Source organism: Pseudomonas sp. EL_65y_Pfl2_R95 (assembly GCF_963971045.1).
Lineage (GTDB): Bacteria > Pseudomonadota > Gammaproteobacteria > Pseudomonadales > Pseudomonadaceae > Aquipseudomonas.
The window spans coordinates 223122-240707 of the sequence record NZ_CAXAOV010000004.1 but is presented as its reverse complement, the minus strand read 5'-3'; the positions used below and the strand labels follow the sequence as shown (position 1 = coordinate 240707).

Below are 17586 nucleotides of genomic sequence, written 5' to 3'. Positions count from 1 at the left end.
TGCCTCCGCTGACTCAAGGCGCGCGTGCATAACCGCCCAGAGATCCTCGAATGAACGACTTGGCTAATGAAACCATGACCGCATCTACCGATAACAGCCAACGAATTGACTTTAATACGCCGGCGCTAATGCGTAAGCGTCGTACCCGAGCGCTCAAAGACCGCATGGCGCGTTGGTACGTGTCGATTGGCGGCTTGGCGGTGCTGGCAACCATCACCCTGATTTTCTTTTACCTTGCCTACGTGGTAATGCCGATTTTCTCAGGCGCAGATATCTCTGCGCACAAAGCTCAGCAACCCGCTTGGTTGGCTGATCAAGGCGATGCGTTGATGCTCGCCGTTGAAGAGCAGAACAAGGTCGCGATGCGCGTGAATCATAACGGCCATGTGCAGTTCTTTACGTTAAAAGATGGCACGGCCTTGACCAGCCTTGATCTGCCCATTCCAGCAGGCGTCGCCATCTCTTCCTTCAGTGAAGACCAGCCTGGCAGCCGCCGCACCATCGTCGGCCTGACTGACGGCAGCGCCCTGGTTTTCAAGCAAAACTACAACGTTACATACCCGAATAACGTTAAAACCATTACGCCAGTCATTCAGTACCCATTTGGTGAGACCCCGATCAAACTGGACCCGCAAGGTCGTCCACTTGATCAAGTTGCAGTTAACGTCAACGGCGATAATGTGCTGCTGACGGGCTCGGTAGGTGCTGAGTTGTTTGCTGTATCGATCGTCAAGGAAGAGAACCAGTTCACTGGCGAGTCCAGCCAAGAGCAGCAGGCACTTGATCTTCCAAAGGTCAACGAAACCATCAAGGCGATGGTGATCGATCCACGCCAGCAGTGGCTGTACGTTTTCAACGGCAAGGCCACCGCTGATGTGATTGACCTGCGCAGCAAAAGCCTCAACGGTCACTACACAGTGCTTAACGGTGGCGCCGAAGTCACAGCAGTGAGCCCGCTGCTGGGGGGTATTTCGCTGTTGATTGGTGACAGCAAAGGCGGCATTGCCCAATGGTTTATGGTGCGCGACGCTGACGGTAAGTCGGTGTTGACCAATATCCGCGGCTTCAAGATGAAAGACAGCCCGGTTACTCAGTTTATGCCTGAAGAGCGGCGCAAGGGCTTTATGGCGCTGGATACCCAGGGCAACTTGGGCATATTCCACAGCACTGCTCACCGCACTCTGCTCGTCGAGCCAGTGGCTAAAGGTGCCAGTGTCGCGGCGTTGTCGCCTCGCGCCAACCGCATGCTGGTTGAATCCAACGGCCAACTGCAAACCTACAGCGTTGATAACCCGCACCCAGAAGTTTCCTGGAGTTCTTTGTGGGGCAAAGTCTGGTACGAGAGCTACGACGAGCCTAAGTATATTTGGCAGTCGACCTCAGCCAACGGCGATTTTGAACCCAAGCTGAGCCTGGCACCTTTGACCTTCGGCACGCTTAAAGCAGCGTTCTACGCCATGCTGCTGGCAGCGCCATTGGCTATTTGTGCGGCGATCTACACCGCTTACTTCATGGCGCCGACCATGCGCGGCAAAGTCAAGCCCGTTATTGAATTGATGGAAGCATTGCCGACGGTAATCCTGGGTTTCTTCGCTGGTTTGTTCCTCGCGCCTTATGTCGAGGGGCATCTCCCCGGAATATTTAGTCTGCTGCTGCTCACACCTATAGGCGTGCTGCTTGCCGCATACCTTTGGAGCCGTTTACCAGAGCGCGTGCGTCTGGTGGTACCGGACGGTTGGGAAGCGGCTCTGTTGATCCCGGTAATCCTGCTGATCGGTTCCCTGTCGCTGTCGATGAGTGGACATATGGAGAACTGGTTTTTCGGCGGCGATATGCGTCTGTGGTTGAGCAATGATCTGGGTATCGCCTTCGATCAGCGCAACGCATTGGTGGTCGGCTTGGCCATGGGCTTTGCGGTCATTCCGAATATCTACTCGATTGCCGAAGATGCCGTATTCAGCGTGCCTAAAAGCCTGACCTTTGGTTCGCTGGCGCTGGGCGCAACACCGTGGCAGACCCTGACTCGTGTAGTGATTTTGACGGCAAGCCCGGGCATCTTCTCGTCGCTGATGATTGGTATGGGCCGTGCAGTGGGTGAAACCATGATCGTGCTGATGGCCACCGGTAATACCCCGATCATGGACATGAACATCTTCGAAGGCCTGCGCACATTGGCCGCCAACGTCGCAGTAGAGATGCCGGAATCGGAAGTCGGCAGTAGCCACTACCGAATCTTGTTCCTCTCTGCGCTGGTGCTGCTGAGCTTCACCTTCGTGATGAACACGCTGGCAGAAGTCATTCGAACCCGACTGCGTAAGAAATACGCCTCGCTCTAAGACTCAGGAAGGTAGACATCCGTGACGGTGAAAAAGCAAAACCTCAAATCCTGGTTCCAGAGTGGTTCACCCTGGGTCTGGTTGACCGCCAGTGGCGTTTCGATCGCAGTGATCATGACTGTTGGTCTGCTCGCTGTAATCGCTACCCGCGGCCTGGCCCATTTTTGGCCGGCTGATGTGATCCAGGCCACGTATCAAGTGCCAGGTGAAGCACCACGCTTGATGGCTGGCGAGTTGGTGCAGGCTGAACAAGTCCCCCGTGCTCGTCTCGCGGCTGCCGGCTTGCCAGTGGATGTCGAAGGTGGCGAGTTTATGACGCGCGAACTGTTTAAGGTCGGTAACCGCGACCTTTACGGCGCTGACTTTAGTTGGGTGGTCGATGAGTGGATGAAAGACCAGAAGATCCCGGCAGACCTGGTCGCCATGGAGCGCCGTGAGTGGGGTAACTTCTATGGCTTCTTGGTTAACGTCAAAGAGAATGGCAAGCTTGTGGCCGAGGGTGACGCGGCTTGGGATGAGCTGCAAAAGCGCATTGCCCGTGTGGATGATCTGCATTCGCAAATTGCCAAGCTTGAGAAAAAGGACATCGGCCGGATTAACTACGGCCTGGAAGGCTTGCGTCTGAAGAAACGCAAACTGGAGTTGAATAAAGAACTCGATGCCACCGCACAAGCCGATTTAGATTCGGAGCGGGCGCAGTGGGATGCTGAATACAAGGTGCTGGAAGCGCAGCTGACGGATCTGCACAGCCAGTTCAATCGTGACAGCGTAACGCTCAAGTCGGTAGATGGCACCGAGAAGGTACTGAGTTTGGGTACTGTGGTTCGTGCCTATATGCCGAATGCCATGGGCAACACAGAAAAGCTCGGTTTCTACTTCGCAAAAATGTGGGAGTTCGTCAGCGACGAGCCCCGCGAAGCCAACACCGAAGGGGGGATCTTCCCGGCTATCTTCGGTACCGTGATGATGACCTTGATCATGGCGGTAATTGTTACCCCGTTCGGTGTCCTGGCGGCTATCTACCTGCGTGAGTACGCTAAACAAGGCCCGATGACACGTATTATCCGTATCGCAGTGAACAACCTTGCAGGGGTACCGGCGATTGTTTACGGGGTGTTTGGTCTGGGCTTCTTCGTCTACGTATTGGGCGGCTCACTCGACAGAATATTCTTCCCGGAAGCGGCGCCTGCCCCAACCTTTGGTACGCCAGGGTTACTCTGGGCATCCTTGACCCTGGCTATCCTCGCGGTACCGGTGGTAATTGTCGCCACCGAGGAAGGCTTGGCGCGTATTCCACGTGCCTTGCGTGAAGGCTCACTGGCCCTCGGCGCAACCAAGGCTGAAACACTCTGGAAAGTGGTGCTGCCCATGGCCAGCCCGGCGATGATGACCGGTCTGATTCTGGCCGTCGCACGCGCGGCGGGTGAAGTTGCACCGCTGATGCTGGTGGGTGTGGTTAAGTTGGCGCCAGCTCTGCCACTGGATGGCAACTACCCCTACTTGCATTTGGACCAGAAGATCATGCACCTGGGGTTCCACATCTACGACGTCGGTTTCCAGAGCCCCAACGTTGAAGCTGCGCGGCCGTTGGTCTACGCCACTGCGTTGCTGCTGGTACTGGTAATCGCCTTGCTTAACCTCAGTGCAGTATTTATCCGAAATCACCTGCGCGAGAAGTACAAAGCGCTGGATCATTAAGACTTTTGGGTGCGCTGCACACCTCTGTGCAGCGCCTGATCAAACAACTATCAGGAACCTTCTGAAACATAGCGAGCAAAGGGAGTGCAAGGCGAAAAGATACGAGAACGCGCAGTTTAGTGGTCCTAAATGAGCATTTGAGTCGCTTTTCAACACAGCAATACCGAGCGCAGTAGTTTTCAGTGGTTTCGTAGCGTAGGGAGCATCCCATGCAGCACAGCACACCGACACATGGCATCGACATCTCCGCCCTTGGCCGTGAGAAGCAGAGCCTTGATTTGAGCAAAGAAACCACCGCCATCCAAGTGCCGGGCCTGAACCTGTACTACGGTGAAAAACAAGCGCTGTTCGATGTCCAGATGAACATTCCCAAGCAGCGCGTAACTGCGTTTATCGGCCCGTCGGGTTGCGGTAAATCGACCCTGCTGCGCACCTTCAACCGGATGAATGATCTAGTTGATGGTTGCCGTGTAGAAGGCGAAGTAAACCTCGATGGCACCAACATCTACCGTAAGGGCGAAGATGTGGCTGACCTGCGTCGTCGTGTCGGCATGGTGTTCCAGAAGCCTAACCCCTTCCCGAAAAGCATCTACGAGAACGTGGTCTACGGCCTGCGCATACAAGGCGTGAACCAGAAACGCGTCCTTGATGAAACCGTCGAGTGGGCGCTGAAAAGCGCTGCCTTGTGGGATGAGGTTAAGGACCGTCTGCACGAGTCCGCACTGGGGATGTCCGGTGGTCAGCAGCAACGTCTGGTGATTGCCCGTACCGTTGCGGTTCAGCCAGAAGTGCTGCTGCTGGATGAGCCGTGTTCAGCGCTCGATCCAATCTCGACCCTGAAAGTCGAAGAGCTGATCTACGAACTGAAATCCAAGTACACCATTGTCATCGTGACGCACAACATGCAGCAGGCGGCGCGTGTGTCTGATTACACCGCGTTTATGTACATGGGCAAACTGATTGAGTATGGCGACACTGATACGCTGTTCACCAACCCAGACAAAAAGCAGACCGAGGACTACATCACCGGTCGCTACGGTTGATCGCTCCGGCCATGCCTGACGGCGCTGAGCAGCGGCGGCGAACCCTTGCCGTACTTCTAGTACTGTCTGCGGTTCGCCTTCTTGCTCAGCACCCCCATGCAAAGCCCGGAACCCCAAGATCATTTGGGTAAAGAGCGGATCCATGGGCACTCAGGATAATTTTTCGGCTAAGAATCAGTTTTGATGCTTAGCAACAGTTAACCGGTTTTTGTATTTCACTAATTTCGCGTCGCAAGGGCTTGAGCATGATTAATAAAGACAGTCTTACTCATCACATTTCTCAGCAGTTCAATGCCGAGCTGGAAGAGGTGCGTAGCCATCTTTTGGCCATGGGTGGTTTGGTTGAGAAGCAAGTCAATGATGCGGTCAACTCGCTGATTGAGGCTGACTCGGGTCTGGCCCAGCAAGTGCGCGAAATTGACGATCAGATCAACCAGATGGAGCGCAATATCGACGAAGAGTGCGTACGCATTCTGGCTCGTCGCCAGCCCGCTGCTTCTGACTTGCGCCTGATCATCAGCATCTCTAAGTCGGTGATTGACCTTGAGCGCATCGGTGACGAGGCGACCAAAATTGCCAAGCGCGCCATCTCCCTCTGTGAAGAAGGTGAAGCGCCGCGAGGCTATGTTGAGGTGCGTCACATTGGCGGCCAGGTGCGCAAGATGGTGCAGGAGGCGCTGGATGCCTTTGCCCGTTTCGACGCTGACCTCGCCCTGTCTGTAGCGCAGTACGACAAAACCGTCGACCGTGAATACAAGACCGCCATGCGTGAGCTGGTCACTTTCATGATGGAAGACCCGCGTTCAATCGCTCGCGTGATGAATATAATCTGGGCCTTGCGTTCGCTGGAGCGTATTGGTGACCACGCCCGTAACATCGCCGAGTTGGTTATCTACTTGGTGCGCGGCACTGACGTTAAGCACATCGGCCTGAAGCGCATGCAGGAGGAAGTAGAAGGTACAGGCAAAAGCAAATAAGCCACTTTGTTCGCATTAAAGGCCACAGAACTATTGTCTGTTGGCCTTTAGCCGCCCACCCGGACTATGCTAGTTGCCATAGAGGGGGAGTGGTAGATGAGTAAAGTCCGCGTTTTGATTGTTGATGATGCAAGCTTCATTCGTGATTTGGTCAAGAAAGGTCTGCGCGATCACTTTCCCGGTGTGCAGATCGAAGAGGCTGTGAACGGGCGTAAAGCTCAGCAGTTACTGGTCAAGCAAAGCATCGATTTGATTCTCTGCGACTGGGAAATGCCGGAAATGTCCGGGCTTGAATTACTCACCTGGTGCCGCCAGCAAGATAACCTGAAAACCACGCCATTCATCATGGTCACCAGCCGTGGTGATAAAGAAAACGTGGTGCAGGCGATTCAAGCGGGGGTGTCCGATTTTATCGGCAAACCCTTCACCAATGAGCAACTCGTCACCAAAGTCAAAAAAGCCCTGCATCGCGCAGGCAAGCTTGAGGCCTTCGCCCCGAGCCAAAAACCTGCCACCAATGCATTCGCCAATGACTCTCTGTCGGCCTTAACCGGCGGCAAGGCGGAAGTAATCAAACCTGCCGCTGCGCCGACACCTGCTCCCGGTTTTGTTGCCCCAGCGGCACCCGCCAAACCTACGGCTTCTCCCTCTGGTCGCGGTCAGGGCAGCTTGCGCTTAGCAGCTGGCAGCATGGCTTGCGTGATTAAAGCGCTGAGCCTCAAAGACGCACAGTTGCTGGTCAAGCGTGGCCAGCCATTGCCTCAGGTGCTGGAAAGCGCGGTACTTGATCTGGAGCAGGGCGAGAGTTCTGAGGTCGCCCGGCTTAACGGCTATTTGCATGCGGTTGCAGCCTTTGAGCCCAAGCCCGACAGCGAATGGCTGCAGCTGACGTTTCGCTTTGTCGACAGTGACCCGCAAAAAATGGATTACCTGTCGCGCTTGATTGCCCGTGGCACCGCGCAAAAACACTTCACTCCCGGTGGCTAGGCCCGCGGGCTATTCAGGCTAAAACGTCGGGCAGCGTCAGGCATGAAATTACGCTTGGACCCAGGCAGACCGGCCGTCGGCAAAGGCCGAGAAACAGTGCACAACTTAGGGCAAAGGATCTCGTCGCCCGGTCACTTCGCTGCTAGTCTGCAGATTCCGGACATTTAGAAAAACATAAGATCCGAATCGATATGCTAGGGCGTTTACTCCTTCTCTTCAGTTTTATGACTGTGGCCTTTAATGCTGCGGCCGTAACAATCTACAAGTACACCGATGCCAATGGTGTGGTGACTTACACCGACCAAAAAGCAGCCGGTGCGCAGGTGTTTGTGTTCCGTGACCGCATGGTTGAGAGCCTTGACAGTGAGGTCAAGCTGGAAACCATCAAGCATGCCGCCGGTGAGACCCTGGTGGTGCGTAATGACTTGTATGCCCCTGTGCAGATCGAGTTGAGCATCAATAATGCCGAGAATGCCATCGGTGCGCCTGACAAGCCGATCAGCTGGATTCTCGCGCCGCGCAGTAAGATCCGCTTGGCCACCCTGGCACCCTTGGATGCCGGCAAGCCGCTGCGCTACACCCCAAAATTGCGCTACGCCATGGGCGATCCACGGTTGATCCCGACGCAAAAAGCCTATCCGCTGCCATGGCGCGGTGGCCCATTCAGTCTGAGTCAGGGCGCTAACGGCAAGTACAGCCACTTTGGTCCTAAAGGCCGCTATGCCCTGGACATTGCCATGCCTGAAGGCACCCCTATTGTCGCTGCGCGGTCAGGCGTTGTGGTCAAGATTGAGAACCAGCAGAGCGGGCGCGGCAACAACCCAGCCGGTAACTTTGTGCGCATTTTGCACAAGGACGGCACCATGGGTGTGTACCTGCATTTGATGAAAGGCTCGGTCAAGGTGGCCGAAGGCACTCACGTTAAAGTGGGTACGCCACTGGCGCTGTCGGGCAATACCGGCAACAGCACCGGTCCGCATTTGCACTTTGTTATCCAGCGTAATGTCGGCCTGGCGCTGGAGTCGATTCCCTTCGATTTCTCACAGCCAGTCAATACCCTGCCGAACTTTGCTGTAGGTGGAGATTAACTAGAGGCGCCCGGCGAATGCCGCATGCAGGTCAGTGGTCGGTGGTGGTGCATAACGCAGGCGCTGGCCGATGCTTGACAGGTAATGTTCAAGGCGTTTGCTGGCGAGTTCGCAATCACCTGTTTCCAACGCATCGAGCAACGCTAATTGTTGGCAGCAACTCGACTCGACATAAGCATGATTCCTGCTCAGAGCAAGGTGCAAAGCAGTCTGGCGAAGCAGCTGATCGAGGAATTTGTGCAGCAACGGATTGCCGGTCAATTCAGCCAATTGCAGGTGCAAGCGGCCTGCGCATTCGATCAGGCCAGCGTGGTCGGCGGCATTGATGCAGGCGCGCTCGGCGGCGACAATTGCACGTAGGTCTTCAAGCTGTTGGTGACTAAGTTGCCCCGCTAACTGACGTGCTACGGCTGACTCGACTAACAGCCGCGCTTCGAGCACCTGGCGTACCTGGAGTGGATCCGGCTGTGCCACGTAGGCTATCTGGCACTCCGAGAATTCGACTGCGCCTTCAGATGCCAAGCGCTCCAGAGCATGGCGGACGCTATGGGCTCCCACGCGGAATATCTGTATCAGGGTCACTTGGCTGAGCCTTGCAGCAGGTGCGAGCCGCCTTGCCAGGATTGCGCTAAGAATGCTCTCGTATATGAACTGCGCAGACGTTTGGCAAGGCGCTCGCAAACTGGCGCGCCTGCTCATGTGAGCAAGTCTCCTTCAGGTACGCGCAAACCAATATTGAGGCGTAACCCTTCATTTAAAATATGTTGACGCATCGCCAGGCTAGCGGCTTCGCTGTTGTGCTGGCGAATAGCGCGGACGATATTTTCATGCTCCTTGAGAATATCTTCGGCATGGGCTTCGTGGCGTTGAACAAGATGGTCGCTTTGCTCAAGTGCTCCGCTGATCTGTTGCGACACACTGAGGAAGATCGGGTTGGAACTCAGCGCCACCAATTTGCGATGAAACGCGTTATAGGCCTCAACCAAGGCATCGGTGCTCCCATCCTCGACGGCTTCACGCAGGTCCAGCAATAGCAGGCGTAATTGGCCGAGTTCATCGCTGTTGATGCTTTGCGCAACCAGCCCTGCAATGAAGGGCTCTAAGGCATAACGCAACTGAAGGACGTTTTCCAGCGAGGCTGTGGTGACTGCAGGGGTGCGCAGGTCGCGCAGAGCGGGCGTGTCGCGCTCAAGTACCATCACACCTTTGCCCGGCAGTGCGCGCAGTACACCCAGAGTTTCGAGAACGATAATGGCTTCGCGCAGGCTGGGGCGACTGATCTCTAACTGCTCAGCAAGCTCGCGCTGGCCTGGCAGCATCTCGCCCGTCGCCCAGCGACCCTGCTCGATGGTTTCCAGCAGCTTTTGCACCACCGAATTTATCAGTTTGGATGAAGAAAACATGAGTGCTCCTGAGGCTCAAAATCGGGGCCGGCTTGGCCCCTGATGTCGGTAAGCTGAGCGGCGTAGGGTGCTGGTTAACCTTGCATTTCACTTTTGTGTGGTGTCGGTGCAATGGGCATGTTCTTGGCTGCTCCATGATAGCCATCGAGCACGGCATTGGCGTTGTGCATATCTATGTCGTTTTCCCAGCGGGCGATAACTACAGTCGCGATGCAATTGCCGATCATGTTGGTCAGCGCCCGACCGATGCCCATGAACCAATCCACTGACAATACCAGCACCAAACCCGCAGCGGGGATAGCCGGGACAGCGCTAAGGGTCGCGGCAAGGATTACCAGTGCGGAGCCGGGGATACCGTGCGCACCTTTGGAGGTGATCAGTGACACCAACAACACGGTCATCAGGTCACTGAATGCAAGGGGTGTTCCGGTTGCGTGAGCAATGAAGACCACCGCTAGGGTCAGGTAGATCGAGAAGCCATCGAGGTTGAATGAATAGCCCGTAGGAATCACCAGTCCAACAGTCGAGCTGCGTATGCCCATTTTTTCCAGCTTGCGCATGATTTGCGGCAACACGGCATCGGAGGACGCAGTGCCTAAAACGATCAAAAGTTCTTCGCGGAAATAGCGCAGAAACGGCAGCAGGCGTATGCCACACAGGCGCAACACAGTCCCGAGAACCAAGGTGACGAAAAGCACACAGGTTATATAGAACACCAGGACCAGGGCGCCTAAATGGCTGAGTGAACTGACGCCATAACGGCTGATGGTAAAGGCCACTGCGCCGAAGACACCGATGGGGGCCAGTCGCACAATCATGCCCATGATGCGAAACAGTACGAGGCTGAACTCGTTGATTAATCGCGCCACGCTACTCGCCTGCTCACCCACCAAGTTCAAGGCACTGCCGAACAGCACCGAGAACAAAAGCACTTGCAGAATATCGTTACCGGCGAAGGCACTGATGACCGAGGATGGGATCAAGGCCATAAAGAAGGCCACTGGTCCGTGCATCGCTTCAGAGCTCCCGGCATACGCAGAGGCGTCGCCGGTAGCAAGGCTGTTGAGGTCGATATTGGCGCCTGTGCCCAATCCACTGCCATAGGCCACTAACAGGCCAAGGACTAGCGCGATGGTGGTCAGGACTTCAAAGTAGATCACTGACTTGAGGCCAATTCTGCCGACCTTTTTCAGGTCGCCGGCCCCTGAGATGCCATTGACCACTACGCAGAATACGATCAGGGCGATGAGCATCTTGATCAGCTTGATAAAGCCATCGCCCAGAGGCTTGAGGTGCGAGGAAAAGTCGGGAAAGCTGATGCCAACACATACACCAATAATCAGGCCTATCACGACTTGCAGGAAGATCGAGCGAGAACAGCTTTTAATGAGCATTGCAGTGGTCTCCGTTTGCGCAGCCGTCCCTATGGGGATCGGAGTCGCTGTTATTGTTCTGGTATTACCGGTAAGACCAGTGCAATTTATGCTCTGTAATCTGCTTTGACAAGCCCTGTCGCGGCGAGGCGTTTCAATCGCGACGAATGGTGCGCCGATCAGAAGGGGTTGAAGCGCCGTACCAGGCGCTTCAACGGGATTTCAGATTCAGGCAGTTATGCAAAGAGGGGCGCTGGCCAATGGTGCGCTGGTGGCATTCGCTTCGGAGGGGCACGCCAACTGGTCAGTCCAGTTGGATGACTTTAGCCAGAACGATCTTGGGGCCTTTCATCTTCTTGACGATGATGCGCAGGCCTTCCACTTCGAGTACTTCTTCCTCTTCTGGCATGCGCTTGAGCGTTTCGTAGATCAGTCCCGCGAGGGTTTCGGCTTCGATATGGTCAAGGTCGATGCCGAGCAAGCGCTCGACTTTGAACAGCGGTGTATCGCCGCGCACCAGTAGCTTACCGGGCTGATAGGCGAGGATGCCGCGCTCAGTCTTGCGGTGTTCGTCTTGAATGTCACCGACCAAGGCTTCGAGTACGTCTTCCATGGTCAGGTAACCGATCACCTTGGCGTCTGCTTCTTCCACCAGGGCGAAGTGCGAGCCGCCCTTGCGGAATTGCTCCAGCAGATCCGACAGGGGCATATGGCGGCTGACCCGCTCCAGGGGGTGCATCAGTTCGCTAATATTCAGCGCCGAAGGCAGCATTTCCAGTAGCGACAAATGCAGCAGCAAGTCTTTGATGTGCAGTACGCCGACAAATTCACCCAAGGTTTCGTCAAACACTGGATAGCGGCTGTACTTGTGGCGGCGGAACACGCTGAACACTTCGTCCAGCGGGGCGTTCAGGTCGATGTAGACCAAGTCTTCGCGAGAGTTGGCCCAGTCGACCACTTCCAGCTCACCCAGCTCGACGGCTGAGGCCAACACGCGCATATCTTGATCATTCGGGTCACGGGCGCGGCTTGAGTGGAGGATCAGCTTGAGCTCATCGCGACTGTAGTGGTGTTCATGGTGAGAACCGGGCTCACCTTGGCCTGCAATGCGCAAAATGGCGTTGGCACTGGCGTTAAGCAAAAATATAGCCGGGTACATCGCCCAGTAAAACAGGTACAGCGGGCCAGCTGTCCACAACGACAACAGTTCCGGTTTGCGGATTGCCCAGGATTTTGGGGCCAGCTCGCCAATCACAATATGCAAATAAGAGATGATGAAGAAGGCGCTGAAAAAGGCGATGCCACTGATGAGCTTGGGCGACTCAATGCCGACATTGGCCAGCAAGGGTTCGAGCACCTGTGCAAATGCCGGTTCACCGACCCAGCCTAAGCCGAGTGAGGCGAGGGTGATCCCCAACTGACAGGCTGATAAATAGGCGTCGAGTTGGTTGTGTACGGTGCGCAGGATATGCCCACGCCAGCCATTTTTGGCGGCGAGCGTTTCAACTTTGGTCGAGCGCAGTTTGACCATGGCGAATTCTGCAGCAACGAAAAAGCCGTTGAGCAGAACCAGAAACAGAGCAAACAGAATGAGGCCGAAGTCGGCGAAGTAGCTTGCAGCAGAATAACCAGTCGAGGGGTCCATACAGGGTTCAAGTAACTAATGACCGCTAAAGGTTGGGGGCAGACGCTCAGCTTTGCAAGCCTGCCAATAAGCTAATTGCGTTGCCGGCGCATTGGCAGGCTTCACATGCATCAATCTAAGGGGTACTGCGTACCACCTGCATCGGCGGGAAATTGCAGGTGAAATTACTGCCTTTGCCCATCACACTGCTGATATCCAGCAGTGCCCGGTGGCGCAGCAACACATGTTTGACGATGGCCAAGCCCAGGCCCGTGCCTCCGGTATTGCTGGCGCGACTGGAGTCCACGCGATAAAAGCGCTCCGTCAGGCGCGGTATATGCTTAGCCTCAATGCCATTGCCGGTGTCTTTCACCGATAAATGCGCACCGCTGACATCGCCCCACCAACGAATATGAATCTCACCCTGGTCAGGGGTGTATTTCACCGCATTGAACACCAGGTTGGAGAAGGCGCTGCGTAGTTCGGCCTCGCTGCCTTTGAGTTTCAACTGCGGGTCTGCTTCCAAGGTTATCCGATGCTTTCGTTCGCCGGACAGCGCCTGAGCATCACTCTGGATCGATTGCAGCATCACATCAACGGCTACCGGGTGGTTGTCGGATGGGTAGTCGGTGGCTTCAAGCTTGGCCAGCAGCAGCAGGTCATTAAGCAGGCTTTGCATACGCCCACCTTGCTCTTGCATCTGTTGCAAGGCTCGCACCCATCGTGGGTTTACCGCCTCAACGTTGTCGAGCAGGGTTTCTAGGTAGCCAGCGATCACTGTCAGCGGTGTGCGCAGTTCATGGGATACGTTGGCGACGAAGTCTTTGCGCATCTGCTCAAGTTGATGCAAGCGGGTGACATCACGCACCAGCAGCAGGTGTTCGTGGTTGCCATAACGGGTGATCTGAAATTGCAGCCGACGACGATCCGTCAGCGGTGAAGGCAATTCGAGAGGGTCATGGAAATTATTGCCCTCGAAATACTCTTTGAAGCGCGGGTCACGCACCAGATTGGTAATCGGTTGGCCGCTGTCTTGCGGCGTTTTAAGCCCCAGCAAGGTTTCGGCGGCGATGTTCCACCAATCCAGATTACCCTGGCTATCGAGCATGATCACTGCGTCTTTCAAGGCGCCGGTGGATTCCTGAACGCGGTCGATCACCGCTTGCAGGCGGCCACGCACTTTTTGATCACGGCGTTGCAGGTGATAAATACTGTCGAAGACTTCACCCCACATGCCGTAGCCATCCGGCGGCGGCTCATCGGGTTTGTGTTCTTGCAGCCATTTGTGCAAACGCAACAGTTGGCTTAAGGTCCAGCCGAGGTGGCCGGCAAGGCCGATGACCAGTGCCCATGCGTATTCGCCAGTCACCAGGCCGACCAGCAAGCAGGCGCTGACCAGCAACAGCAGACGGCGCACTACAGCGCCTTGCCAATTTCTATTCACCTAGTGCTCATCCGCCAAGCAATCCTTTCGCTTATCGCCAGCAAGTAGTTGTCAGCGATTCTCTTATTCCAGCCAGCTGGGTTCAGCTTTTGGTGGAGAAACGATACCCGGTGCCACGTACGGTTTGTACTAGATTTTCGTAGACCTCGCCCAAGGCTTTGCGCAGGCGGCGGATATGCACATCGACTGTGCGCTCTTCCACGTAGACGTTGCCGCCCCAGACCTGGTCGAGCAACTGGCCGCGGGTGTAAGCGCGCTCTTGGTGGGTCATAAAGAACTGCAGCAAGCGGTATTCGGTCGGGCCCATTTCGGCGGGTTTGCCGTCGATTGTCACGCGATGGCTGACCGGATCAAGCAGCAGGCCGCCAATTTCGATTGGACCTTCATTGTCACTTGGTCCGGCACGGCGTAGCACGGCTTTAAGGCGTGCAACCAGTTCACGCGGCGAAAACGGTTTGGTGATGTAGTCATCAGCGCCTACTTCAAGGCCCTGGATCTTGTTGTCTTCTTCGCCTTTGGCGGTAAGCATGATGATCGGGATATCCCCAGTCATCTCATCACGCTTGAGGCGCCGCGCCAACTCGATGCCTGATGTGCCAGGCAGCATCCAGTCAAGCAAAATCAAATCGGGTTTACGGTCAACGATGATGCTGTGGGCCTGCTGAGTATTTTCAGCTTCCAGGCATTCATAGCCGGCCATTTCCAGTGCGACCGCAATCATTTCGCGGATCGGAGCTTCGTCATCGACGATCAGGATATTCTTGCCAACCATGGTTCCTGCCTCGGTAGGTTCAACTGTCATGCGCTGCATTAGATAACGGAATTATTGCAGTCATATGACAGATATACGCAAGATGGCTATAAATCAGGTGCTTGTCCCGCGTTTACTTAAGCCGCTACGGGGGCCGTGCGCAAAGCGTAATCTGCAACCAGGCCGATAAAAATCGCCAGTCCGGCCCAGTGGTTATGCAGAAACGCTTTGAAGCAGGCCATAGGCTCACGCTCACGGGTGCTCCAGAACTGCCAGGCGAAGCAGCCAGCGGCAACCCATAGACCCAAGTGGAAATACACGCCCAAATGGAAGCGTGCCGCCGCCATTACCAGGCACAACAAGGCCAAGCCTTGCAGCGTCACAATAATGATGCGATCGGCGTCCCCAAATAAAATGGCGGTGGATTTAACCCCGATCTTCAAATCATCCTCGCGGTCGGCCATGGCGTAATACGTATCGTACGCCACTGTCCACAGCAGGTTGGCGATATACAGCAGCCATGCCTCGGCTGGCACGCTACCGGTTTCAGCTGTGAAGGCCATCGGCATGCCCCAGGAAAATGCAGCGCCAAGCACCACCTGTGGGTAAAAGGTGTAACGCTTCATAAAGGGGTAGCACGCCGCGAGCGCGACGCCGCCGAATGACAGCCAGATGGTGGCTGGATTGGTGAACAGCACCAGGATAAAACTCAGCGCGACCAGCACGGCAAAGAAGATCAGCGCCTCCCGCGGCTTAATGGTGCCGCTGGCGAGCGGGCGTTGTTTGGTGCGTTTAACGTGGCCGTCGAAGTTGCGGTCGGCATAGTCATTAATCACGCAGCCCGCAGCGCGCATCAAGATGACGCCAAAAACGAAGATAAACAGGTTTTTCAGGCTCGGCATGCCTTCGGCCGCGACCCACAACGCCCACAGCGTTGGCCAGAGCAGCAAATAGATGCCGATTGGCTTATCCATCCGGGTCAGCTGAATAAAGTCCCAGCAACGCGGGTGCAGGCGGTTGAGTGATTGCAACAGGTGGGTGTACATCGGGCGGCTTCTCCGTAGCAGTTGCGCGAATTATACGGGCAGTGCGCAGAACTTCTTGGTTGTTAACGCTCGATTTGTGTCGCTGTCCAGAACGCAGGTAAAAATACCTCGGCGACCAAAATTGCCAGCGTGCCGCGACTAAAACATGAGCGCCGTGCCCACAATCGTTCTGCTTGCACCGCAGCGGGCAAACACGCTGCCGGGTAATGGCAAGCTTGTAACTCGCCGCGATCGAAGGCTTGATCACTGAACAAGAGTTCGCCGAGTGAACGTGTACCCAGTTGCGCCAATTCCAGCCCTGAACCTTCCAACGCACTGCGTGCGCTGACGCTGCGGGCAAATACCCAGGGTTCACCGTGACCGCGCAAATACACTTCGCGTACCCAGCCCTCGCTGCCTTCGGCAACATTTAGTGCCGCGCACTCATCTTGGCGCAACTGCTGCCAGCCTTCGAATAGGGGCGTTACGCTGAAATTATCGGCCGACAGGCTCATCAGGCGCTGAGTCAGCGAGTCTTGATTGATAAACAACCAGTCATGCACCTCGGCAGTCGGCGACGGTTGCAATTGGCTGGCGGTAAACCAGCGTGGCAGATGGACTAGCTCGGTATGGGGCACGGGCTCAATTCACGGGTGTTTTTGAGGGGCGCGAGTTTATCACGCACTAAGGAACCTCTGAAAAATGTCGCGAGCGAAGGTAGTACAAGGCAAAAAAATGCGAGAAACGACCGGGGTCGCGTTCGACTTTAGTTGGCCTAAATGAGCATTTGATTCGCTCTGCTCACGCCTTCGGGGCCGTACTAAAGTACGTTCAGCCTGAAGGCTGTGAGTGGTTTTTTAACGCAGTATGGGCTGCCCCAGTAATATCTAGTGCAGTAGTTTTGTAGGGGTTTCTGACTTATGCCCAGCCCTCTAGGCGCATGGTTGCGCGCACTAGGCGTTGTTCTTCAAGCTCAATGTCTTGCAGGTTGTCACGGATACTGTGGATATGTTCGCGTGCGGCACGTTGCGCTTGTTCTGGCAGGCGTTCGATCACCGCGTGATACAAGCGCGAATGCTGGCGGTCGATCTGACGCTTTTGCAGTGGGCGGTGGTAAAGGTTGTTGACCGAGGCAAACACCGAGTTAAGCATCAAATCAGTCAAAGATTGCAGCGTATGCAGCAGCACCGGGTTGTGTGACGCCTCGCAGATGGCCAGATGAAACGCATGGTCAAGCCGCGCATGCTCGCGAGCATCAATCTCGCGGGTGTCGCTGTGTGCGGCGAGCATTTCTTCATAGCGCCGGGTCAGCAGAACAAAGTCTGCATCGGTCCCGCGCAGGGCGGCCAGACGTGCCGATTCAGCTTCAAGCAGGCCGCGTACTTCGAGCAGGTCAAACAAGGTGCGCGGTTGTGAGCTGAACAGGTGCATCAATGGGCTGGCATCACGCGTCCCGGTAAGTTGCGCCACCCGCGAATCACGGCCTTGGGCCGTGTCGATGATGCCGCGCCCGCGCAGCACTTTCAGCCCTTCACGCAGGGCTGAGCGGGATATGCCAAGTTTCTCGCACAGCCGTCTTTCCGATGGCAGTGGTTGGCCAACCTTAAGAACCCCGTCGACAATAAGCCGCTCAATGCGCTCGGCAACCACATCGCAAACCTGACGTCTGGCTGTGCTGGTTTCTATAGGCATGTGCATCCTTGTTCACTGGTAGGACCAGTTTTTAATTGTTGTTTAAGGTTCAATCAATATAAACCTAACACTCAATGATTGTGGGCTTTATAGCCGGTAATCAATAAGACCTACAGCTAACAAACTGGTCGTACCAGTGGCTGTG

General features: G+C 55.5%; 15 protein-coding genes. 6 read left to right on the top strand and 9 right to left on the bottom strand.

All coding sequences use genetic code 11. The features are described 5' to 3' along the window. Positions 1-50: 50 nt before the first annotated feature. The 6 genes from AACY09_RS14565 to AACY09_RS14540 all read left to right on the top strand — a co-directional run bounded on the left by AACY09_RS14565 (position 51) and on the right by AACY09_RS14540 (position 8129). Positions 51-2336 (top strand): phosphate ABC transporter permease, encoded by a 2286-nt coding sequence (locus tag AACY09_RS14565; protein WP_339489023.1) that lies wholly within the window; start codon positions 51-53, stop codon positions 2334-2336. A gap of 27 nt (positions 2337-2363) precedes the next feature. After that, a complete protein-coding gene (pstA, locus tag AACY09_RS14560) occupies positions 2364-4034 on the top strand; it encodes a phosphate ABC transporter permease PstA (RefSeq protein ID WP_445323857.1) in 1671 nt (556 codons plus the stop codon). A gap of 209 nt (positions 4035-4243) precedes the next feature. Continuing rightward, positions 4244-5077 carry a phosphate ABC transporter ATP-binding protein PstB gene (pstB, locus tag AACY09_RS14555; RefSeq protein ID WP_339489020.1) on the top strand — a complete coding sequence of 278 codons (834 nt, stop codon included), beginning with the start codon at positions 4244-4246 and terminating at the stop codon, positions 5075-5077. Positions 5078-5322: 245 nt separating this feature from the next. Next, complete coding sequence (gene phoU, locus AACY09_RS14550) at positions 5323-6054, top strand: phosphate signaling complex protein PhoU (protein ID WP_339489018.1); 732 nt, start codon at positions 5323-5325, stop codon at positions 6052-6054. Between the two features lie 96 nt (positions 6055-6150). Next, complete coding sequence (locus AACY09_RS14545) at positions 6151-7041, top strand: response regulator (RefSeq protein ID WP_339489017.1); 891 nt, start codon at positions 6151-6153, stop codon at positions 7039-7041. A gap of 191 nt (positions 7042-7232) precedes the next feature. Next, positions 7233-8129: a peptidoglycan DD-metalloendopeptidase family protein gene (locus AACY09_RS14540; protein WP_339489016.1), complete on the top strand. Its 897-nt coding sequence runs from the start codon at positions 7233-7235 to the stop codon at positions 8127-8129. Here AACY09_RS14540 and AACY09_RS14535 read toward each other — a convergent pair whose 3' ends face one another. The 9 genes from AACY09_RS14535 to glcC form a co-directional block, all read right to left on the bottom strand. Continuing rightward, entirely contained in the window at positions 8130-8828 is a 699-nt protein-coding gene (locus AACY09_RS14535; protein ID WP_339489015.1) for a GntR family transcriptional regulator, read from the bottom strand. Beyond that, complete coding sequence (locus AACY09_RS14530; protein ID WP_339489013.1) at positions 8825-9532, bottom strand: FadR/GntR family transcriptional regulator; 708 nt, start codon at positions 9530-9532, stop codon at positions 8825-8827. The genes AACY09_RS14535 and AACY09_RS14530 overlap by 4 nt, the downstream gene beginning before the upstream one ends. A 74-nt stretch (positions 9533-9606) precedes the next feature. Beyond that, the gene (locus tag AACY09_RS14525; RefSeq protein ID WP_339489012.1) at positions 9607-10926 is read right to left on the bottom strand and encodes a C4-dicarboxylate transporter DctA; all 1320 of its coding nucleotides are present in this window, start codon (positions 10924-10926) and stop codon (positions 9607-9609) included. A 283-nt stretch (positions 10927-11209) separates the two neighbouring features. Beyond that, positions 11210-12550, bottom strand: a complete 1341-nt coding sequence (locus AACY09_RS14520) for a hemolysin family protein (RefSeq protein ID WP_339489010.1) — start codon at positions 12548-12550, stop codon at positions 11210-11212. 115 nt (positions 12551-12665) lie between these two features. Beyond that, complete coding sequence (phoR, locus tag AACY09_RS14515; protein ID WP_339489009.1) at positions 12666-13973, bottom strand: phosphate regulon sensor histidine kinase PhoR; 1308 nt, start codon at positions 13971-13973, stop codon at positions 12666-12668. An 82-nt stretch (positions 13974-14055) separates the two neighbouring features. Continuing rightward, positions 14056-14745 carry a phosphate regulon transcriptional regulator PhoB gene (gene phoB / locus AACY09_RS14510; RefSeq protein ID WP_087519238.1) on the bottom strand — a complete coding sequence of 230 codons (690 nt, stop codon included), beginning with the start codon at positions 14743-14745 and terminating at the stop codon, positions 14056-14058. Between the two features lie 116 nt (positions 14746-14861). After that, the gene (ubiA, locus tag AACY09_RS14505) at positions 14862-15770 is read right to left on the bottom strand and encodes a 4-hydroxybenzoate octaprenyltransferase (protein ID WP_339489008.1); all 909 of its coding nucleotides are present in this window, start codon (positions 15768-15770) and stop codon (positions 14862-14864) included. Between the two features lie 62 nt (positions 15771-15832). Beyond that, positions 15833-16387 carry a chorismate--pyruvate lyase family protein gene (locus AACY09_RS14500; protein WP_339489007.1) on the bottom strand — a complete coding sequence of 185 codons (555 nt, stop codon included), beginning with the start codon at positions 16385-16387 and terminating at the stop codon, positions 15833-15835. 280 nt (positions 16388-16667) lie between these two features. Next, positions 16668-17441: a transcriptional regulator GlcC gene (gene glcC / locus AACY09_RS14495; protein ID WP_339489006.1), complete on the bottom strand. Its 774-nt coding sequence runs from the start codon at positions 17439-17441 to the stop codon at positions 16668-16670. Positions 17442-17586 lie beyond the last annotated feature (145 nt).

Coding starts and splice junctions, on each gene's coding strand:
- AACY09_RS14545 (WP_339489017.1), top strand. CDS start 6,151: ATGAGTAAAGTCCGCGTTTTGATTGTTGATGATGCAAGCTTCATTCGT.
- AACY09_RS14525 (WP_339489012.1), bottom strand. CDS start 10,926: ATGCTCATTAAAAGCTGTTCTCGCTCGATCTTCCTGCAAGTCGTGATA.
- AACY09_RS14535 (WP_339489015.1), bottom strand. CDS start 8,828: ATGAGCAGGCGCGCCAGTTTGCGAGCGCCTTGCCAAACGTCTGCGCAG.
- ubiA (WP_339489008.1), bottom strand. CDS start 15,770: ATGTACACCCACCTGTTGCAATCACTCAACCGCCTGCACCCGCGTTGC.
- AACY09_RS14540 (WP_339489016.1), top strand. CDS start 7,233: ATGCTAGGGCGTTTACTCCTTCTCTTCAGTTTTATGACTGTGGCCTTT.
- AACY09_RS14530 (WP_339489013.1), bottom strand. CDS start 9,532: ATGTTTTCTTCATCCAAACTGATAAATTCGGTGGTGCAAAAGCTGCTG.
- AACY09_RS14520 (WP_339489010.1), bottom strand. CDS start 12,550: ATGGACCCCTCGACTGGTTATTCTGCTGCAAGCTACTTCGCCGACTTC.
- pstB (WP_339489020.1), top strand. CDS start 4,244: ATGCAGCACAGCACACCGACACATGGCATCGACATCTCCGCCCTTGGC.
- phoU (WP_339489018.1), top strand. CDS start 5,323: ATGATTAATAAAGACAGTCTTACTCATCACATTTCTCAGCAGTTCAAT.
- glcC (WP_339489006.1), bottom strand. CDS start 17,441: ATGCCTATAGAAACCAGCACAGCCAGACGTCAGGTTTGCGATGTGGTT.
- AACY09_RS14565 (WP_339489023.1), top strand. CDS start 51: ATGAACGACTTGGCTAATGAAACCATGACCGCATCTACCGATAACAGC.
- phoB (WP_087519238.1), bottom strand. CDS start 14,745: ATGGTTGGCAAGAATATCCTGATCGTCGATGACGAAGCTCCGATCCGC.